The organism is Chryseobacterium turcicum, assembly GCF_021010565.1.
Classification (GTDB): Bacteria; Bacteroidota; Bacteroidia; order Flavobacteriales; family Weeksellaceae; genus Chryseobacterium; species Chryseobacterium turcicum.
The window spans coordinates 18,362-35,066 of sequence record NZ_JAJNAY010000003.1; the positions used below are offsets into that span (position 1 = coordinate 18,362).

General features: G+C 30.8%; 19 protein-coding genes and 1 pseudogene. 9 read left to right on the plus strand and 11 right to left on the minus strand.

Annotated features, from left to right (window positions below; genetic code table 11):
- Window positions 1-144 precede the first annotated feature (144 nt).
- On the minus strand, window positions 145-405 hold the full coding sequence (locus LO744_RS19885; protein WP_230672564.1) for a hypothetical protein: 261 nt from the start codon (window positions 403-405) through the stop codon (window positions 145-147).
- Between the two features lie 580 nt (window positions 406-985).
- On the opposite strand from LO744_RS19885, the gene LO744_RS19890 reads away from it, so the two are divergent.
- From LO744_RS19890 to LO744_RS19900, 3 genes are read left to right on the plus strand one after another with little or no spacing between them, the layout of a single operon-like run.
- Window positions 986-1,969, plus strand: coding sequence for a hypothetical protein (locus tag LO744_RS19890; RefSeq protein ID WP_230672565.1), 984 nt, complete (start codon window positions 986-988; stop codon window positions 1,967-1,969).
- Window positions 1,970-1,979: 10 nt separating this feature from the next.
- Window positions 1,980-2,840 carry an ATP-binding protein gene (locus LO744_RS19895; RefSeq protein ID WP_230672566.1) on the plus strand — a complete coding sequence of 287 codons (861 nt, stop codon included), beginning with the start codon at window positions 1,980-1,982 and terminating at the stop codon, window positions 2,838-2,840.
- Between the two features lie 21 nt (window positions 2,841-2,861).
- Window positions 2,862-3,521 carry a hypothetical protein gene (locus LO744_RS19900; protein ID WP_230672568.1) on the plus strand — a complete coding sequence of 220 codons (660 nt, stop codon included), beginning with the start codon at window positions 2,862-2,864 and terminating at the stop codon, window positions 3,519-3,521.
- A gap of 36 nt (window positions 3,522-3,557) precedes the next feature.
- On the opposite strand, the gene LO744_RS19905 is transcribed toward LO744_RS19900, so the two are convergent.
- Together LO744_RS19905 and LO744_RS19910 are read right to left on the minus strand one after the other, a co-directional pair.
- Window positions 3,558-4,436 (minus strand): helix-turn-helix transcriptional regulator, encoded by an 879-nt coding sequence (locus tag LO744_RS19905; protein WP_230672570.1) that lies wholly within the window; start codon window positions 4,434-4,436, stop codon window positions 3,558-3,560.
- A 108-nt stretch (window positions 4,437-4,544) separates the two neighbouring features.
- Window positions 4,545-4,773, minus strand: a pseudogene (locus tag LO744_RS19910) (Arm DNA-binding domain-containing protein); the annotation flags it as partial.
- A 338-nt stretch (window positions 4,774-5,111) separates the two neighbouring features.
- On the opposite strand from LO744_RS19910, the gene LO744_RS19915 reads away from it, so the two are divergent.
- Window positions 5,112-5,462 carry a DUF2493 domain-containing protein gene (locus tag LO744_RS19915; protein WP_230672572.1) on the plus strand — a complete coding sequence of 117 codons (351 nt, stop codon included), beginning with the start codon at window positions 5,112-5,114 and terminating at the stop codon, window positions 5,460-5,462.
- A 69-nt stretch (window positions 5,463-5,531) separates the two neighbouring features.
- Here LO744_RS19915 and LO744_RS19920 read toward each other — a convergent pair whose 3' ends face one another.
- From LO744_RS19920 to LO744_RS19935, 4 genes are read right to left on the minus strand one after another with little or no spacing between them, the layout of a single operon-like run.
- Window positions 5,532-6,692 (minus strand): PDDEXK-like family protein, encoded by a 1,161-nt coding sequence (locus LO744_RS19920; protein ID WP_230672574.1) that lies wholly within the window; start codon window positions 6,690-6,692, stop codon window positions 5,532-5,534.
- Window positions 6,693-6,701: 9 nt separating this feature from the next.
- Window positions 6,702-7,616, minus strand: coding sequence for a WYL domain-containing protein (locus LO744_RS19925; RefSeq protein WP_230672576.1), 915 nt, complete (start codon window positions 7,614-7,616; stop codon window positions 6,702-6,704).
- A gap of 57 nt (window positions 7,617-7,673) precedes the next feature.
- Window positions 7,674-7,973, minus strand: coding sequence for a cyclic-phosphate processing receiver domain-containing protein (locus tag LO744_RS19930; protein WP_230672578.1), 300 nt, complete (start codon window positions 7,971-7,973; stop codon window positions 7,674-7,676).
- A complete protein-coding gene (locus tag LO744_RS19935) occupies window positions 7,973-8,284 on the minus strand; it encodes a hypothetical protein (RefSeq protein WP_230672580.1) in 312 nt (103 codons plus the stop codon). The genes LO744_RS19930 and LO744_RS19935 overlap by 1 nt, the downstream gene beginning before the upstream one ends.
- 317 nt (window positions 8,285-8,601) lie before the next feature.
- On the opposite strand from LO744_RS19935, the gene LO744_RS19940 reads away from it, so the two are divergent.
- Together LO744_RS19940 and LO744_RS19945 are read left to right on the plus strand one after the other, a co-directional pair.
- Window positions 8,602-8,802 carry a hypothetical protein gene (locus LO744_RS19940; protein WP_230672582.1) on the plus strand — a complete coding sequence of 67 codons (201 nt, stop codon included), beginning with the start codon at window positions 8,602-8,604 and terminating at the stop codon, window positions 8,800-8,802.
- A gap of 18 nt (window positions 8,803-8,820) precedes the next feature.
- Entirely contained in the window at window positions 8,821-9,132 is a 312-nt protein-coding gene (locus tag LO744_RS19945; RefSeq protein ID WP_230672583.1) for a hypothetical protein, read from the plus strand.
- A 39-nt stretch (window positions 9,133-9,171) separates the two neighbouring features.
- On the opposite strand, the gene LO744_RS19950 is transcribed toward LO744_RS19945, so the two are convergent.
- From LO744_RS19950 to LO744_RS19965, 4 genes are all read right to left on the minus strand, one after another.
- The gene (locus LO744_RS19950; RefSeq protein ID WP_230672585.1) at window positions 9,172-10,596 is read right to left on the minus strand and encodes a DUF5712 family protein; all 1,425 of its coding nucleotides are present in this window, start codon (window positions 10,594-10,596) and stop codon (window positions 9,172-9,174) included.
- Window positions 10,596-11,171, minus strand: a complete 576-nt coding sequence (locus tag LO744_RS19955; RefSeq protein ID WP_230672587.1) for a hypothetical protein — start codon at window positions 11,169-11,171, stop codon at window positions 10,596-10,598. The genes LO744_RS19950 and LO744_RS19955 overlap by 1 nt, the downstream gene beginning before the upstream one ends.
- 310 nt (window positions 11,172-11,481) lie before the next feature.
- Window positions 11,482-12,438, minus strand: a complete 957-nt coding sequence (locus tag LO744_RS19960) for a zincin-like metallopeptidase domain-containing protein (protein WP_230672589.1) — start codon at window positions 12,436-12,438, stop codon at window positions 11,482-11,484.
- A gap of 53 nt (window positions 12,439-12,491) precedes the next feature.
- Window positions 12,492-12,935 (minus strand): JAB domain-containing protein, encoded by a 444-nt coding sequence (locus tag LO744_RS19965; RefSeq protein ID WP_230672591.1) that lies wholly within the window; start codon window positions 12,933-12,935, stop codon window positions 12,492-12,494.
- A gap of 819 nt (window positions 12,936-13,754) precedes the next feature.
- Here LO744_RS19965 and LO744_RS19970 point away from each other — a divergent pair.
- The 3 genes from LO744_RS19970 to LO744_RS19980 all read left to right on the plus strand — a co-directional run bounded on the left by LO744_RS19970 (window position 13,755) and on the right by LO744_RS19980 (window position 16,578).
- Window positions 13,755-14,972, plus strand: a complete 1,218-nt coding sequence (locus LO744_RS19970; protein WP_230672592.1) for a site-specific integrase — start codon at window positions 13,755-13,757, stop codon at window positions 14,970-14,972.
- 285 nt (window positions 14,973-15,257) lie between these two features.
- Window positions 15,258-16,151, plus strand: coding sequence for a hypothetical protein (locus LO744_RS19975; RefSeq protein ID WP_230672593.1), 894 nt, complete (start codon window positions 15,258-15,260; stop codon window positions 16,149-16,151).
- A gap of 145 nt (window positions 16,152-16,296) precedes the next feature.
- Window positions 16,297-16,578 (plus strand): helix-turn-helix domain-containing protein, encoded by a 282-nt coding sequence (locus tag LO744_RS19980; protein WP_230672595.1) that lies wholly within the window; start codon window positions 16,297-16,299, stop codon window positions 16,576-16,578.
- Window positions 16,579-16,705: the final 127 nt, after the last annotated feature.

A 16,705-nucleotide genomic window follows, 5' to 3' on the forward strand; every position in this document is an offset into this window, starting at 1 on the left:
CAAATTGTAAAATCTCAAAATACCACCGTTTTTTAAAACTAAAAATTAATGATTTACATAATGTCGATTATACACTCATTATATTTTTTATTTATAGCTGATAATCAATCTTTTAAATGATTTATGAATTTCATAATTGAGAAATTAGGAAAAAATAAAAGGTTTAAATGAAAATTTTCTAAAAAATGAAGCTATTTTTTTAGTTATGATTTTTAAATTATCCTCAAATTCAACTTTATAGTAAGATTCTATAAAATTTGTTTCTTCCATCGTATTACAAACAATTCTTCTTAAATCATGTCTTCCAATATTGGGGTTTTCCTGTATTGATTTAAGAAATTTTATTCGCTCTGCATTATTTTCTAAACTGTCTAATTTTAATTTTATTGAATCAAATGTTTTCATAATATAAAATTAAGAAGAAATAAAAATAGAATATTATGGTAAACAGTAAAATACTATTATTTATAGTTCGTTAAAATCATTCAGTAACAAGGAAAGCTGCACCAGACCTGACTAGATATAACGAATTAAATATTTTTCTTTTTTAGCGCAACTTTTTTCTTTCTGTTTTCAAGGAATTTATTAAGTTGTTTTTTCCGACTATAAAAAATATTTGACCGATAGGTCAAAATAAAACTCGTGAGCCTTTAGGCTCACACCTTTGTAAGGCTTTAGCCGACTATAACAATTGTTTTATATAAACAATTGTTTTATTAGTCAAATGCTTTATCGGCTTTGTTATACACCATGAATAAAGGGTTTACAGGTTTTTCTACGTACATCAATACTTAAAATGATTAATTCCCTACGTATATCAATCCTTAATAGAAATAAAGAAAAGCGTACATCAATCCTTAAAGAACGTTTTTTGAAAACAAAAAAAACAGAAACTTTCAATTTTTTTTCATAAAAATTAAGCTCCGCTTAGTTACGGCGTAGCCAACTCTTTTCTTTGCATCACACAAAATTCAAAACAAAAAAAATGACAAAGTTTAAGTATCGGGTTTTTATTCCCGAGTTTATTGAAGCCAAAATAAATCGTTCAACCCAAGAGTTTGAAGATGATGATTTTTTAAGCGCAAGAAATATTGCTCTAAAATATTTAACTGAAATTATTTCAATCTTAGTTTCAGAAAAAATAATCACAGTTTCAGACTTTAAATATGAAGAATCATCTGAACTGATTGAAGTTTCAGAATTACAAAAAACTCCAGAAAATGATGAAGTTCTTGATTTTGCACACCTTTCTGAATGTAAAATCCAATATAACTACACAGAAAAAGAATTCAGAAAAGCCAATGAATTACAAACTGAAAAAAAGATGAGTTTAAAACAGACTTTTCTTCTTTTGGGTATTATAAAAATTGAAATTGCTGATGAGAAAAATAACTTGGTAACTATTTTTGAATTAAAAAATTCTGATATTCCTGTTAACAGATTTGTAGAAGAGACGATTATAAGCAGATTGATTTCCAATTTTAAAGGATTAACTTTTCCAAAGCTTTATTCAAGTTTTCAATTTAACATAAAAGAAAAGCATCATCAGTTTAGAGAAATTTTCCTTACGGAAAACAATTTTAGAGAAAAGGAAATAATTTCCAATAATTTATTTTTTGACTTTGAGAGAAAACTTCTTTCGATTTATAACCGAAGATGTATGGTAAGTCTTTTTATTGAGGAAGAACATAGCAAATTAGCTAGAAAGGCTATGCTCCACATTCAGTCGGTTTACCGTAAATTAAAATACGAATACACTCCTAAAGTGATGATTCAAAACAAGCTTTATTGGGTTTATTTCTTTGATTTTAATACTGAATTAAAAATAACTTATTCAAAAGCAGGAAATATATATTTCAGAAGTTCTTCGGGGATGAAAAAAGCCAATGAACAGACCACTTTTGAAGAGATTGTCTGCAATGAAAACTGCAAAGACCATTTTATCACACATTTACTCCAAATACTTTAAATATTTTATTATGAAAACAAAAATGCCTGTTATCTCTTATATTGTGACCTGTAAATACAAAACAAATTCTGCCGGTCTTACCACTTTGCACCAACAAAATTTCAGCGACGAAAATTTCTCTACAGCCCGAAAAAAGGCGTTTGAATATGTAGAAGCTGCCAAAGAGTTTATGCACAAAAATGAAATCTTTCTTAATAGAAAGCGATATCAAAATCCGTCGGGCGTTTATATTAAAAATAAAAAAGCTTTTGATTCCGGAATTCAAATTTTTATGAGAATTAATGAAAATTTTAATCAATCTAGTGTTTCAGACAAAAAAGCCACAATGTACTTAATAGCAGCTTTCCATACGATTAACGATGATTACAGACAAAAAATAAAAGCAGGAAGATCAGCTGAAAAAAGTTACTACAAAATTCTAAAGCAAAATTCTGTTGAAGAAGATCAGTTCATTATTGATTATGAAAAATTTGAAAAAGAAAAAAATGAGATTGAAAAACTGAAATCAAAATCTTTTATAGACATAGATTTTATTACTTACAGTTTGGATCAAACGATAGAAAATCTGTTTGAAAGCATTTGTGCCTTTGCTAATTCCGGTGGTGGGCGCATCATTTTTGGTCAGGATGAAAAGTTTGAGACGTATCATTCAGATTCTAAAATCAATTTACTTTGCGAAAAAATTTGGAATAGAACTATTACTGAATTTCCTGAGATGGAAGAGTATCTCATAATTTTTAAAAGAAATTATATAGACTGTAAGTTTTTGGAAATCGAGGTTATTCCGACACCTTTTGACTGTTTATTTAGACGAGAATATTTCGTAAGAACGATTCACGGAAATGTGATGGATTTGCAGAAGAGTTTGTAGATTTGGGAAAAGTTAAAAATAATGGAAGTTAAAAATTTTAAAGAAATTTATAAGTATGAAATTTACTCTGTGCTACACTCAAGGCTTAAAACGCATGATAGAGTAATAAAATTAAAAAATAAAAATATATACTTTTTACCAACTCTATATTGGAACTTATTTAAAAATTATGAAAGAAATTACTCAAATGAAATATTACATCATCAGATTATGAATATAAATTTTCATTTTAAAAATGATAATAAAAATGATAAAGAGGTATTTCAAAATATTGATAGTTTCTTATTAGATAATAAAACGAAAGAACTGAAAATTGTAATTAACAAGAAAAAATATACAGTTTTAACACCAATAAAAGATAAGTGCGAGAAAATTATAAATTATGAAAATTTAGTGTTATCCAAAGAAGCATTTCGTGTTGCAACAATAGATCATAATCCAACATTCAAATCATTTTTTGAAAAAAATTCTGAAGGTTTAAAAAATATTTTTTATTTAAGCAATTTAATAAACCCTAACAAAGCAAGTGCAAAAAAAATAAATAAAGCCTTAAATGAGAATGCAAAAAAGCAAATTATCGAAAATAAAATATCAAGAGAGGATATTTGGAATGAATTAGTTTTTTTAGCAAAACATCAAAAATTAGAAATTGTTCATCAAAAATACAATATTAAAGAATAAAACTCAACAATGTTACAAGCCACTAATTGTGGCTTTTTATTTATTCCTCTCCATTGCTTCTCTCCAAAACCCCATCATTCTCTCCTTTAAAATCTCCGGCTTTATCACCTTCAAAGACCAGCTTCTTTTCAGCAGCTCCATCAGCAAGTCATTATTGGGTTTTACAAAAAAATGGAACTGAATTCTGTCAGCGGTTTCAGATACAACTGATTGAGAATGATGAATGGGATTTACTTTAAGATAATGCCCATCACGATGGTCATATTCTACAATTATTTCTTCGGCTTCGCTATCGGTAAACATTCCTATGGCATCTTTATAAGGCTCTTCAAAATCTATTTCTTGTAGTCTGAATTCGCCAGAAACTCCAATATTTTTAATTCTTTCCAACGCATAACTTTTGAAAGGAACATCTGAATCATCAGTTGCCAAAACGTACCATTTAAAATCTTTCTGTTTAATTTTATAGGGACAGATTTCCCTTACTTTTTCCTGTTCCGTAATGTAATCAAAATAGGATATTTTAATCTTATTTTGACTCTGAACAGCTTCAGAAATTGTATGGAAATGCTCAATACCCGTATTTTTTCTAGTTTCTGGAATTACATATCCCGGAAGCATCATATCTGAATTCAAAGAAGAAAGAAAAATAGCTGAATTGATCAGGTCATTTTGAAAAATACCATCAAAATCTGTTTTTACGGAATATCGATAATGGTTATCTATACTAAATTCTATTTTCCATGCATCCTTTAAAGCTTTAATATCATTACTAAACGTTTTGGTGGGATATTTATCTATCATTAACGAGGGTACATCAGAGTAAGGCTTAAATTTCTTCAATACCTCTTCTTTAATTTCCTCAATTTTTAGTTTACCATCATGCTCTAAAATAACTCTTAACAAAAGAGACATCCGTAAAAATTGTCGGTTCATAAGCTTTTATTCAAATATAGATAAAAAAGATTTTTCTAATTTTTAATTACAGCAAACAAATAGAAATATGACCTCAATACCCAAACAAATTTTGTCAAGTTTAGCATTCAGGGTTTGGGCTTCGCGGATTTTACCTAAAACCCTGCCGTACTTCAAATCCCAATTTGCTGCGGAAATATCCAGCTTGGTACTTAAGGCAGACTGTTTACCGTTTACGGTAATCTTGCACATAACCGCAACTTTTCCGTTTTTTTTTGAGGGCATTCTTTTTAAGGTAGAAAAGAACCTTAAATGTTGATTTTTTTGTCGTTTCCATACTCACAATTCTTAATGATAAAATCAAACTTATGTGAGCCACGGAGCAATATGAGAAACTATGCAGAAAGCTGAAATACAGCATTTTATAGTAATTGTTTAATGCTTGAAAGTAACGTTTTAGTAACCTTACTTTTGCCTTTCGTCTCTTTTTCCTGCTTTTTACCTCGTTACCAAAAAATCAAAAAACGATTGTAAAGCCCTTATTTACAATCGTTTTACCTGTTTCTAATCTTTGATGTATTTTTACTGAAAATTTATTTTAAAAAAATTTTATCTGTAATTTAAGTGGTCATCCTTTGACCAACCTCTGACCTAGATTGCAGAAAAATTTACATTATGAACATTGCAATCGTTGGCGGTCGTGATTTTAGCGACTATAATCTTTTAAAAAACACTCTTAACAACTACATCGAAAACAAATCATTCCTTAATGCTATTGTATCGGGTGGAGCAAAAGGCGCGGATTCTTTAGCTGAAAAATATGCTCAAGAATTGGATGTAGAAATAATCATTTACCGACCTGATTATAAGAAGAACGGTAGACTTGCTGCTCTTCACAGAAATACAGAAATTATCGAAAACTCTGATATTGTCTTTGCTTTTTGGAATGGCAAATCTAGAGGAACTTTGGATTCTATTACGAAGGCTAAAAAACTAGAAAAAACACTGTTTATAATCAACTATTAAAATAAAATATGCTCAATTAGAAATAATTGAGCATATTTTCTCAGATCCATTTTTGAGCTAATTTGATAATTATTTATTTTCCAAACTATTGAAACACTGAATGATTTTTATAACATATTCTAAAACCTGTCTATCATCCTTAAAGTTGGTTTGTCCAAAATTTTGGCAATCATGTTTAAATAATACCCACTCATCTGTCCTCCAGTCTACATTTTTGAAACCAAATTGTGTGTTTAAAGCATTGGAATATTTACTATCAAGTTCTTTGTTCGTTAAACCTATTAAAAACAAAGGATCTTTTAAATTCTTTATTCGAAATTGAATATGAACTTCATTTTTAAAATTAATCTCAAGCACATCCAAATCCTTCTTTTTATTGACGTTCGAAGAAATATCACCCCACAAATTTTTAATCATTTCTTCATTAAATTTTTCAGACGTAAAATTTAAAAGTTCTAACTGTTTAAGCCTTAACGCTGCTAAAAAGTTATTATAAATTTCTTGTGAAGCTTCAAAATTTTCGTTTATAATTTCAATTACTTTTTCTTTCATTTCTTTATTTGATGTTTGATGAGTTAATTTTTTAATCAAGTTTGAATATTGCTGCAAAGTTTCCCTGATAATTGGTTTGTTGAAAGACAATTTTGTACACTCTTCAATCCAATATTTAATATCATTTTCATACGAAATTGAAGTATATTCTACACCATCTGAACTCACCTGCTTACTGCTTTCTCCGTATAAAGTAAGATATAATAACTTTGCATTTGGATATTTGTTTTTATACCTTAAAAGCTGATTTACCTGCTCTCCAGCGTAGATTTTATTTTCAATGACAAAACCATTCTGTTGGAAATCTTTTAAGACAATATCTAATCTACCACCAGAAGTTTGATCCTCATTTCTAAAACCAATATGCTCTTCTTTAACGCAAACTACTTCCTCTATTTTTAATGTAAACTCTTTCTGAAGCACAATCCTGTAAAATGCTATTAAAAAATCACTGCCCATTCCATGACTTCCCTTCGGATCTAAGAGTTCAGTTATTAATGCAGAATGCGTGAAAACTTCGTCGGATTCCATGCTCATGATGGAAAAAATATTGAAATTCTCTCCGGATAAAATGCTCTTTTCTTTATCAAAATCGATAAGTTGCTGTAATTGTTTCAAAAAGTTGAAATCTTTCAGACTTGATTTTCTCTCAACATCTTCTTTAATTCCTTTTTCCATGATTATTATTTATGATAAATTTTCTATTCCTTTCTTTAAAAAACTGACGTATTCGTCCCTTACTTTTTGGGGTTCAATTTTTATCAATCTTTCTGCGTGCGTAGCTAATTCCTGGTAAAAATCATAGGTAGGAGCTAACTGTAACTGAATCTTAAAATCGCTTCCATCGTCAACCAATATTTTTTGAGAATGATGAATAGGAAGTGATTTCACAAACTTTTTTTGAGCAGCTACAAAAGACAGTTCAATAATCGTTGCCTCAAAATCTAATGTAGAAACAATTCCAAAAGAATTCACAAACATCTTTTCAATATCGAATTCTTGTTTGCGAAATTGAGAATGGTGTATTTCTAAATTAGTGATTCGGTCCAATCCAAAAATTCTTAATTCAAAATTAGATTTTTGTGTATCAACAGCCAGTAAATACCACCGATTTCTAAATTCTTTCAAAGCATATGGCTCAACCACTTTCCTGTTTCCCGTTTTTTCCCAATGTCGAACATATTCAAAAGAAATTTTTTTTAAATTATGAATGGCATGGACAAATCCATCGAAATTATAGAGTCCGGAAGCTTGTCTTTTTTCAAAGATAATTACATCTTGACGATTGCCAATTTGCTTGTAAGCGTTGATAAGAATAATGCTATCTAACAATGTAGAATTAGTTTCATCCGAATCAGTATCAACAATATGATATTTTTTATTTGAGTTTTTAAACTGAATAATAACATTGTAAAATTCTTCGATTACTTTTCTGTCACGCTGAAAAGTCTTTTCACTAAATGGAAGTTGCCCTTCACCTTCTCTGTAGGCTCGTTCCTCCAAATGTTTAGCTATTTCAAAATAATCTGCTCCATCTTTTTTTGATTTTAAAAAATTAACAATATATGTCAGTCTTAAAAGCGTCTCCTGTCTCTTGGCCATAGTTTAATTTTAAATCAAAGATAATTTTTAAGTTAGTCAAAAAATGACCACCTAAAATTATTTTTCTGGGTCTTGAAATTTTTGAAAATTTTTAAGAAGTGATTCTATATTCAATTTGCCAACTGGATTTTGGCTATGAACAAAAAATCCTGGAAGATTGAGTTGCTTTTCCAAACAATACTCAACCAAAAATTTAGCACAGTCATAACCTGTTTTTCCTAATCCCAGATCATGGTCAAAAGAAATAAAATTCGGGAATTCCTTATTTTTAATAAAGTCAACAAATTCATCATAAGAGGTAACTAAAATATAATTTTCAGGACATGTTCTTACATCGTCCAAATATAAATTCACCATTAGTAAGATTTTATTTTTAAAAAATATTTTTTATCATCATTCATTGTTTCTTCATACAATGAAATTTCAATTAAAATATCCGGCTCTGACGGAGATTGATGAGACTTATGATAGAGTGAAAGGCTTTCTGGTTTTTTAAGATTAGATATGTCTTGCTCCAAATCAAAGCATGGCAAAAAACTATTGAGCTTTTCAAAAAATAGTTTTTTATTAATCTTCAATCTAGAGCTCGATTTATTTTCATCATCAATAAATAAAGACTTAACAAAAGCTGATTGAATTTTGAATTTATTACTACTTAGAACATTCATTGTTTATTTCTTGATAACAAAGTTCTTAGTTTAGTCAGACAAAATATGACCATCACTTTTAGTTTCCTAAAATAAAATTAACAGCTTTAAGGTAATTGCGTATATTTGGTTGTTATTTGAAATCGCATAGAAATTCAATTAATAAAAGAACTTGCACGAATTTAGTATAACAGGGCGTAAAATTAACTAAAAACCAACTCTTCCGTTTCGTCCTTAGCTTCAAAGCGAAGTGAAATCTGGAAATACTTTAAAATATGAGTCCGAAAAAAACTTTTATCAAAGATTTAGCAAATCATCTGGCGAATACATGAACAGTTATGTCAGGCCCTGAACTAGCTAATCATCTAAATAGAAATAATATTAAAACTGATTCTGGGAATACTTATGCTGGAACTCAAGGAACTTACTCCCTTGTAAAAGCAACTTACAATGAACTCATGAAAAACGGATATTCAATTAATGCTGACAAAGTCGCATTAGCATTTGTAAAAGAAGATGGTGCATACGCTTACTTATAAAATATTTAATTTAAAAAAATGACAGAAAGATTTAAAGATGCCGTAAAAAAATGTGTGGAAGATGGAATATTAACATCAGAAGAATGGGAACTATTAAGAAAAGTGGCTAAGGAAGAAAATTTAAATGAAACTGATGCTGATGTATATATTACTGGTGAACTAAAAAAGAAGAAAAATTTTAGGGATGAAAGAGATAAAAAAACAAATGAAACTAAACGTAATTGGGGAGATAATTTGGTTAAAACAGGAGAAGTTATTGTCGCTGTTGGCGGTTTCGTTCTGACTGTTTTGACAGCAATGGGGAAATTTGGTGGTAAGATGAAAAAATAGAGACTGCAGGTAAATGTAATAAATAACTGAGACCGCTTTTCAATACCCCTTCCCTACATCCAAAATCTTCCCTACTGCAGATCTCGTAATTTTATACACCATCTGCATCGGAGATTTTGGGATACTCAAAGGAATTCTAAAACCCAGTTCTCTACTCACTCCATTCATCAGATTTAATTTGCTTAATTCCTGTATTCCGGAATTTTTAAGGACTTCCTGTTTAACAGGTGCTGCCATATTACCGGCGACAGATTTTCCGACTGACTTCAACTTTGCTTTTGTTTTTTTCGCATTTATACTTAAAGATGCCCTCCTCTCCTTCTTCTGCTGATTGAATTTTTCATAAGAACGGGTTCGCTGAAATTGAAATTTCTGGTCAAAACTCTGCTCTGATTTTTTGAAAAATTCATCGCGGTTAAAGCCAACTGCAATATTTTTATTGGCGACAGTACCGCTTCGGTGATTGGATAACGGAGAAATAGATTTTCTATGCCGTTTGTTTGGACAATTGTCATAACGTGAAACAATAACGTGTACATGGTACTGCTGTCCTCCTTTCTGCATCCCTTCTCGGATAACTTTTCCTGTTACCCGATCCTTAAACAGACTTTTCTTTAAATCTTCAATTTCTTTTTTTGCATCTTCTCGGGTGGAATAACCAAGCTCACTAATCCGTTTCTGAATTTTACGATTGGCAATGACCCAATTGTCATTCCCTTTATAAGTACGCTTTTCTTCAACTTTGGCAAACCACACGAGATCATTCTCATTCATTTTTCTTACTGATAAATCTTTACCTAATTCTGTCGCTTTCTCCTCCCGAAGCTCTTGGTACTTTTCGGCATATCTGGAATCTTCAGGAGAAATTCCCTGATTTTTTAATTCATTTTTTGCAAATTGATTGATTTCTTTTTCCTCTTTTTGAGTGGGTAATTTCTCCGGATTGGTGTAAACATTTCTGTCAAAATTTTCTGCATAATTTTTCATCACATCTCTCGTATATTCGCGAAGAGATTGGTGCATTAAATCATTTTTAATGAGTTCTAAATATTTTTTACCCTCTTCAGTTTGGTTCAAAATCTCCGTCTCTGTTTCTCCAATTCCTTTTGATTTTAATTCAAGATTGACGACCTCATTCAGGTGTTCAATCTCGTCTTTTCCAGGCGAAATATTAAGCATAAAAAATTTGCTTTCATTCTCTTTTGAGCGGTTACTTAAGTTGCCGTCAATTTTATCGGAAGCTACATCTTTCGTGAAAAATTTCTCCTCTCCATTTTCAGCATTCGTGAAAAATAAATTTTGATTTCCGAATTGCTCGTCATCGAACGAAATTTCTAAATTTTCATTTTCCTGGAAATCTTCAAGCTCAGATTCTCTCCCAATATTTTCCTTATCAAGATATTCCAAAATACCTTTTGAACTCGTAGAAATCCTCGGATCATGTTTTGTGAATGAAATATGCATTAGCCAAAAATATTATCAAATTCATCTTTGCTTAAACTCGCCTCAAACTTACTCGAAAAAGGATTTTTATTAGCCTGAAATTTTGACTGCAATAAGTTGATGGTTTGCTGTAATTTTTCATTTTCCTTTTCTAAAATCGTATGAGATTTTGATAAACTTGCAAAATCATTTTTTAATTTTTCATCTGCCGGATTCGATGAAATTTCGGGAGCTTCATCTTTTTGTTTTACTTCAATTTCTTGTCCAACATTTGCTTTCTTTAGCAAAGAAAAAAGATCATCCATCTTGTCATTTAAGTCTATTATTTTTCCGAAATACAAATCATTGTACTTTCCCAGTCTTTTATAAACTCCATCAATTCTCGAATCTAATTTTCCCCGAAATTCAACCATGTCTTTTTTCAGAGAATCATTATCGAAACCAAATTTTTTACTGTCGTTATTTTTGTAATTGATAAGCTCATTAATGAGCCTGTCCATCGAGGTTATTTTATATATCTTCTTGAGATTTGTCAGATTAATGTGGGTAAGCTCTCCAACAACTATTTTCTTTGTTTTGCCCTCATTTTTTTCCATTAAAATATTTTTATTTATCTGATTTATAATTATTTATATTTTTTAATGACACTTTTTTTGACATTAAATAAATAATAATTAAATTTATATAATTGATATTCAGTACGATGGCACTAAAAGCCTCGTTCCCTCTTGCTTTCCTTTCTATACGTTTAAATTTAGGCATAAATTTATTAATAAGGGGATAATAATTCATAAAATTATTCCGCTTTTTTGTTTCTTTTTCGGTGGATTTTAGCTAAAATTTGCCGAAAAAGAAACCCCGATTTTTATAAATCAGGGCTAGTTAAGCTGCTAAATATTTCTTAAGCTACTGTAAATTTTCAAGATACTTCTTACCTCTTTTTGATTCTACAAATGCGCCTCTTATTTTACTTGCTCTATCTTCCTTGTTTGAGCCTGCCCAACTTTTTAAATACCTTACACTATTAATAAATTCATCCGAAATTCCGAACTGTAAACAAAGCAACATTGAACCCATTTCAGCAATCAGTTCTTCAAAAGAATAACTTTCTTTGTCATCATGTCCTTTGAGATTTCTGTCAAGTCTGGTCGAGCCACCGGTCCAGTGCAGCATCTCATGAAAAAGTGTACTGTAATATTTGGACCCTGAAATAAAATATTGCTTTTTCGGAAGCATTACAAAATCAGATGCAGGAGTATAATAAGCAATTTCATTCACGGAATAGCGTAAAACTAAATTTCCGTTTTTGATAATATTATAAATAAAAATTTCAGAATTTTCTAATTCCATAATTTCTGCGTTTGGTTCTTCCTTCTCCTGGAAATTGATTTTGATTTCATCTAAATTTTCAATCTGTTCAGAATTAAAAACCGTGTAATTTCGTACGCATGGAACTTTGACAATTTTCTTTTTTTCTTCCTCGTTCATCTTTTCCACCGTTTCATTTTTTAACGGTTTACCGGTTTCCTTATCTTTAAAAAGGTAGGTGAAAAATTCAATTAAACAACCTTTTGAACCTTTCTTTAATCTTCCACCTGCTTTTACAATGCTATTAAAAGTTGCGTATTTTGCTGATGAAAATTTCTTAATCATTGTATCTAAATACAAGGCTAAAATATTATAACCCTGATACCGGTTCCCGGAAAATAAATTTGATGGATATACAGCGCTTAAGTCGCTGTACATTTCCCAATCATGTGCATTAACCTGGTCAAGGTTTTCTAAAATTCTTTCTATAAAAGTATCAGATTTTTTTTGAGTTTTAGGAGTTGAAACTGTTGTATTTTCTTTAACTGAATGCATGATATTTTTGATTTTAAATTGAAATTGATTTTGATTTTTTTGAAAGGGCTGTTTTATAAAAGCCCCTCATCAAGAAATGATAAAAATGAATCTGAGGTCAGTATAATATGATCGAGTAAATTAAAATCTAAAACCTTGGCGGCTTCCACCATCTTTTGGGTCATTTTAATATCTGCAGACGAGGGCGCCAAACTTCCTGATGGATGATTATGACAAACGACAATAGCACTGGCGTTGCACAATAAAGCACCCTGCATAATAATTCTAACATCTACCATAGTAGAAGAAATTCCGCATTCGGATATTTTTTTGATGCCTAAAACTTTGTTTTTTTGGTCTAAATACAGCGCATAGAAATGTTCTTTATAATCCATTTGGTCACTGTCAAAATGGGCTCTGAATACTTCAGATACTTCATAAGAATTGACGACCGTTTTCTCTGCATTTCCTTTTCTTGAGTAGCTTAATTTGATTTCGTTTACTACATTGTAATTCATCTGTTTGCTCCGAGTACGGCGGAGGCTCGTTTTTCCCGTACTTAAACATTAATTAAAACCTGTGATTTGCAGATTGAAGGAAATTTTGACTTTTTCTAAATCCTCTTTCTTTTGAAGAATAGAAGACTGAACGAAGTGTAAAATTTCAATGAACTGCTTTGCATCTTGGGAGGTTTCTGACTTTTCTATGCAGATGTAACCATGGAGGAAAAGCACGAAAAAAACTGAAATCAATTCCTTGAAATCAGTTAGAAATGAATATTGATAAAGCCCGAAATTTATTTGTGGTGGGTTTGGGAAGCTCCGCTTTCCGGATTCCCAAATACATTTTTTATGAAGAGCTTGACGCCATACATTTGCTACAGAAAATCAGAGAAAACCTACTAGAGCAATAGCGGTTTTGAAATTGAGATGTGTTATAGGTTTTTCAAAAGAAAGAGACATAAAAACCATTCGTTAATTGCGTATAATCTTTTTTATTAAAATTTAAAAAACTCAATATCAATACTATATAAATAATTAAAAAAGGATTGGCGCAACTGCATATATTTTATATTGGTGCAATGCGTATATTTGAGTGCTATCCCAATTATAAAATCTTATCACTCGTTTTGCTCTTAAATGCCTATTAAATAAGGATTTCTGTTTTTTAACTATGTAACAAAAAGTAAAAAAAAGCATAGAAAAAACGTATTTGTTGAACCAAATGTTGTACCTTTGTTTTACTTTGCACCCGTTTGAATATCTTATATATCAGCTGTTTGCATTGTATTGCACAAATATACTTTTTTAGTTTCACAACTTTAATCTTTTTTTATCATGCCATCAGTTAAATTTGTTTTTAGAACACAGCAGAAAGATAAAGACGGCCTTTGCCCTCTTTATATCCGATTGATTCAAAATCGACAGTCGAAATTTATTTCAACAGGTGTAAAAGCATTGCCTAGTCAGTGGGATGAAAAAAATCACAAATTAAAAAAGAACTTCAAAAATAGCACTCGTGTTAATGCGATGCTTGCAAAGAAAATTGCTGATGCAGCTGGTACAATTGCAGATACCGAAAGAAAGCATAAAACAGTAAGTGCAAGGAGACTAAAAGAAGCAGTAAAAGGAAAAGATTGTCTTCCCTTCTTTAAATATTCAGATGAAAAACTAGAAAAACTTAAATCCAATTACTCTGTTAACACCTATGATGTCTACCGCAGTCAGCTGAAGAAATTTAAAGAATATGTAAATGATGATAATCTTATGTTTGACGACATCACCGTCGGTTTACTGCAAGATTATATGCTTTATCGTAATCAAAAATTCGGCAATAATAAAACCACCCAAAAACTAAGCATGATCGTTCTTTCGATGATGTTTAAGAATGCCCAGAAAGAAGGACTCATTGAAGAAACCTTATACCCTTTCAAAAATTTAGAACTTCAGGTAGAACCTAGCAAAAGACAATTTCTAACAGAGGCACAATTTAATCAGCTTCGAGAAGCAAAATTTACAACGAAATCAAAAGCTGAATTATACCGCGATCTTTTTATGTTTTCGGTTTCAGCTGGTGGGCTTCGTTTTTCTGATGTAGTAACCCTAACTTGGGATAATTTTAATGAGCAAGAGCAAATCATTAGAAAAGAAATTGAAAAAACAGGCAGAATTCATGCTTTTAAAATTGGTAAGACTGCACTAGAAATAATAGAAAAATACAGAACTCTAGGAAAATCAAAAGGAAACTTCATCTTCCCGGCTATTAAAAATGCAGATTTTCATTTATTATCTGAAGAGAAAAGAAACTCACTCGTGGGAAGCTGCAATACAATTTGTGGACAGCACCTGAGAGAATTAGGAAAAAAACTAAAATTCCCTTTCTCCCTTACCTTTCACTTAAGCCGTCATACTTTTGCTACAATGGCTTTGAATAAAGGGATGAGAATTGAATATGTAAGCAAATTGCTTGACCACAGAAATATTTCAACCACTCAGATTTATGCTAAAATTGTAAACGATGAACTGAACAAAGCAGTCGATGCTTATGTAATCTAAATATCATTTTTAAATTCTCAATCACTTCAGATTTTTTCTGAAGTGATTTTCTTTTCCGGTAGTCGCAATATTAGATTTATAAATTTTGCAAAATAAAAAGATTATTGTTAATAACTTCTTATTGACTTTTGCGTTGTTATTCATTATTTTCGTCATATGATGAAAAAGCAATAAAAACGCTGTAATTCCGAAATGTAGGAGAATTATTTTTGCTTATCATCTAAAATATCAGCTTCTCTGATCGTTTTTTAGTAATTACCTTTTCAAATCAAATCTATTTTCGTTATGGAACGATATCTCATGAAAGAATCAGCACCTTTCGTGCAATTTTCGTCAGTAAAAGTTACGGATGAATTCAACCCACTATTCGATATTGAAAAAACACCCAGGCAAACTGTTGAAGAGTACTGTCAGCAACTGCTTTTTCGTTCTTTTTCCATAACGCATTCTCAAATACCTGCTTTTATAGCTCATCATTGCAATTTGGTCAATGATCCTAACAAATGGCTCAACAAATTTGAAAAGCTTTTAACCCTCAATGAAGAATTGTTTTCCGGTACCCGGAACCAAAGCAGTTTGGTTAAATTTTATACCTGTATTGAAATCAAACGGAACAAACTCTCTGATGAAGCTGCAAAAACAGAAAAAGTTAAACCTACAAAAAAATACATCAATGCCGAAAGTGAAGATCGATATTTTTCATTTAAAGAAACACGTTTAGAGATTGATAATTTGCCGGATATTAAAGAAAAGATATACTTTCTCACATCCGAAATCTACGAGTACAGAACAGCGGATATCGTCATGAAAAATCAAAAGCTTCCTGACTTTGATATTGAATGTGAAAAGCTCATCGGAAAAATTCAAACATTGGCAAAACTCCGGCAAGAAATCGAAGAATCAAAACTACCTCCAAATAATTCAAATTCACAGAATGAAAAAATTGTTCTAAATGGTCCAATTAATATTCTGACAAATGCATTTAAGCAGATGATGACTTCCGTAAAACCTACCGGAAAACCATACATTCAAGGTAAAATCAAAGATATGGTTGCATTTATTGCAGATAATTTTGTGGACGAGAACGGTAATGCTTTATCTAAAGATACTCTGCAAACATACCTTTCCCCGGGCAGAAATGATAAAGATCCAAATGCTGATATGCAGGTAAACTTTTAGTCCAATTTTTAAACATTTGTTTAATTACTTAAAATTATGAATTTCAGTAAGTTACAAACAATTTAGTCCAATCGGACTAAATTGGACTCATCGGACTTTTTTCTTTATTACAACTTTGCTTCATAATCTTAAACCCAGTATTATTATGGAAGCAATTATCTTATCCAAAGAACAGTTCAATCAGTTAATCGCTAAAATCGACGACATTCAAGATCGTCTTATGAACTCCAACCCACGAAGAACGGAAACCTACTTAAACAACAAACAGTTTCTGGAAATGTTGGATGTTTCTTTGCGCACCGCACAAACCTGGCGCGACGAAGGGAAAATTTCTTTTTCCCAAGTGCGAAACAAAATTTACTACAAACTTTCCGATGTAGAAAAATTCATTCAGGATTACCGAAACGCAGCTTTCGCAAAGAGATAATGTTAAAGCGGAACTGAAAAAATGACCTAGGAGTTATTTGCGTTAAAAAATTTTGAAGGGTTTCCGTTAAAAAATTTCCACTGTTTGAGCGCGCTAAAATCTTCAGCCGAAGAAACCAGCTGCAATC

Bases quoted from the DNA above. Each gene is read 5' to 3' on its own strand.
- LO744_RS19885 (WP_230672564.1), bottom strand. From the start codon at position 405: ATGAAAACATTTGATTCAATAAAATTAAAATTAGACAGTTTAGAAAAT.
- LO744_RS19890 (WP_230672565.1), top strand. From the start codon at position 986: ATGACAAAGTTTAAGTATCGGGTTTTTATTCCCGAGTTTATTGAAGCC.
- LO744_RS19895 (WP_230672566.1), top strand. From the start codon at position 1,980: ATGAAAACAAAAATGCCTGTTATCTCTTATATTGTGACCTGTAAATAC.
- LO744_RS19900 (WP_230672568.1), top strand. From the start codon at position 2,862: ATGGAAGTTAAAAATTTTAAAGAAATTTATAAGTATGAAATTTACTCT.
- LO744_RS19905 (WP_230672570.1), bottom strand. From the start codon at position 4,436: ATGTCTCTTTTGTTAAGAGTTATTTTAGAGCATGATGGTAAACTAAAA.
- LO744_RS19915 (WP_230672572.1), top strand. From the start codon at position 5,112: ATGAACATTGCAATCGTTGGCGGTCGTGATTTTAGCGACTATAATCTT.
- LO744_RS19920 (WP_230672574.1), bottom strand. From the start codon at position 6,692: ATGGAAAAAGGAATTAAAGAAGATGTTGAGAGAAAATCAAGTCTGAAA.
- LO744_RS19925 (WP_230672576.1), bottom strand. From the start codon at position 7,616: ATGGCCAAGAGACAGGAGACGCTTTTAAGACTGACATATATTGTTAAT.
- LO744_RS19930 (WP_230672578.1), bottom strand. From the start codon at position 7,973: ATGGTGAATTTATATTTGGACGATGTAAGAACATGTCCTGAAAATTAT.
- LO744_RS19935 (WP_230672580.1), bottom strand. From the start codon at position 8,284: ATGAATGTTCTAAGTAGTAATAAATTCAAAATTCAATCAGCTTTTGTT.
- LO744_RS19940 (WP_230672582.1), top strand. From the start codon at position 8,602: ATGTCAGGCCCTGAACTAGCTAATCATCTAAATAGAAATAATATTAAA.
- LO744_RS19945 (WP_230672583.1), top strand. From the start codon at position 8,821: ATGACAGAAAGATTTAAAGATGCCGTAAAAAAATGTGTGGAAGATGGA.
- LO744_RS19950 (WP_230672585.1), bottom strand. From the start codon at position 10,596: ATGCATATTTCATTCACAAAACATGATCCGAGGATTTCTACGAGTTCA.
- LO744_RS19955 (WP_230672587.1), bottom strand. From the start codon at position 11,171: ATGGAAAAAAATGAGGGCAAAACAAAGAAAATAGTTGTTGGAGAGCTT.
- LO744_RS19960 (WP_230672589.1), bottom strand. From the start codon at position 12,438: ATGCATTCAGTTAAAGAAAATACAACAGTTTCAACTCCTAAAACTCAA.
- LO744_RS19965 (WP_230672591.1), bottom strand. From the start codon at position 12,935: ATGAATTACAATGTAGTAAACGAAATCAAATTAAGCTACTCAAGAAAA.
- LO744_RS19970 (WP_230672592.1), top strand. From the start codon at position 13,755: ATGCCATCAGTTAAATTTGTTTTTAGAACACAGCAGAAAGATAAAGAC.
- LO744_RS19975 (WP_230672593.1), top strand. From the start codon at position 15,258: ATGGAACGATATCTCATGAAAGAATCAGCACCTTTCGTGCAATTTTCG.
- LO744_RS19980 (WP_230672595.1), top strand. From the start codon at position 16,297: ATGGAAGCAATTATCTTATCCAAAGAACAGTTCAATCAGTTAATCGCT.